Below are 1,352 nucleotides of genomic sequence, written 5' to 3'. Positions count from 1 at the left end.
AATGAGTTCGGTACTGTACCGGACTCATTTTTAATTTTGCCTTCATCCGTTTCGTATTGTAGTAATCTATATATTTTTCTAGTTCAGTTTTAAAATGCTCCACACTTTCAAATTCCTTTAAGTATAGGAATTCAGACTTCATAATTCCAAAGAAATTCTCCATGACAGAGTTGTCGTAACAGTTTCCCTTACGAGACATACTTTGTTCAATACCCTTAGATTTAAGTACTTGTCGATACTGTTTCATTTGATAGTGCCAGCCCTGATCGGAATGCATTAATAGTTGGTGTTCATCTGATAAACATTCTACGGCCTTTTCTAACATCTCTGAGACAAGTGAGTACGTTGGTCTAGAACCAATTGTATACGTAATAATTTCTCCGTTAAATAAGTCCAGTACAGGTGACAAATAAAGCTTCTCTCCAAATAATTTAAACTCCGAAATGTCAGTTACCCACTTCTCATTTGGTTCTTTAGCCGTGAAGTTACGGTCTAAAATATTCGGTGCGATTTTACCAACCGTACCTTTATACGACTTATACTTTTTCATGCGAACAATGCACTTTAGGCCTAATGCTCTCATGATACGTTGTACTTTCTTATGATTCACTTTTTGCCCGCGATTCGCTAGTTCATCACGAATACGCCGATAGCCATAACGACCCTCATGCTCTGTATAAATAGCTTGGATTTCGCTCTTTAAATCGGCATTTGGATCTGGACGATTCATTCTTTTTACCAAATCATAATAGGTGCTTCGTGGAATTTTTGCGAGTGTCACAAGTGCATTCACCGCGTATTTATGCCTTAATTCATAGATGACCTTTACTTTGTCTTCTTTGGTGATTTTTCCTTGTTTTGAACTAAGGCGTTCAACTTTTTTAAATACTCGTTTTCCATACGCAAACGTTGAATTTCTGCTTGGAGCGCTTCAGTAGAGCCTGCTACTGGTACTTGTTTTGGTTGTGTTTTTATATCTTTCTTCATGGATGGACGCCCCTTCTTCTTCGATTCAAGGGCATCCAATCCACCTAGATTCATTTTCTTTATCCAGGAAAGTAAGACAGTAGGCGTAGATAAGTTAAAAATCGCTGCAGTTTCTCTAATGGATGTACCTTGATCGTTTATATAATTAAGTACACCTAGTTTAAACTCGGTTGTATAACTTGTATAGTCATCTTCAAAAGCTTTTTCTTCATGGTATTTATATTTTCTAATCCAATAATGAAATGTTTTTTGTTCAATTCCAAATTGGGAAGCTAAACATTTATATCCTTCCGTTCCATTTAAATAACATTGAACAGCTACTATTTTTTCTTTAGCAGTAAATTTCGCCATAGAAAAACTGCACC

General features: G+C 36.1%; 1 protein-coding gene. It reads right to left on the bottom strand.

The window, feature by feature from the left end:
- Positions 1 to 1,338 (bottom strand): IS3 family transposase gene (locus NV379_RS25970; protein WP_258210201.1). Its coding sequence is split into 2 segments (ribosomal slippage), with 1,339 coding nucleotides annotated over them: positions 1 to 885 and positions 885 to 1,338; the frame shifts between segments, so codons are not numbered across the junction. This gene is flagged as partial in the annotation.
- Positions 1,339 to 1,352 lie beyond the last annotated feature (14 nt).

The organism is Paenibacillus radicibacter (assembly GCF_024721995.1).
GTDB lineage: Bacteria > Bacillota > Bacilli > Paenibacillales > NBRC-103111 > Paenibacillus_AM > Paenibacillus_AM radicibacter.
Note: the sequence above shows the minus strand (reverse complement) of the source record. Positions and strands in the feature narration are given on the sequence as shown.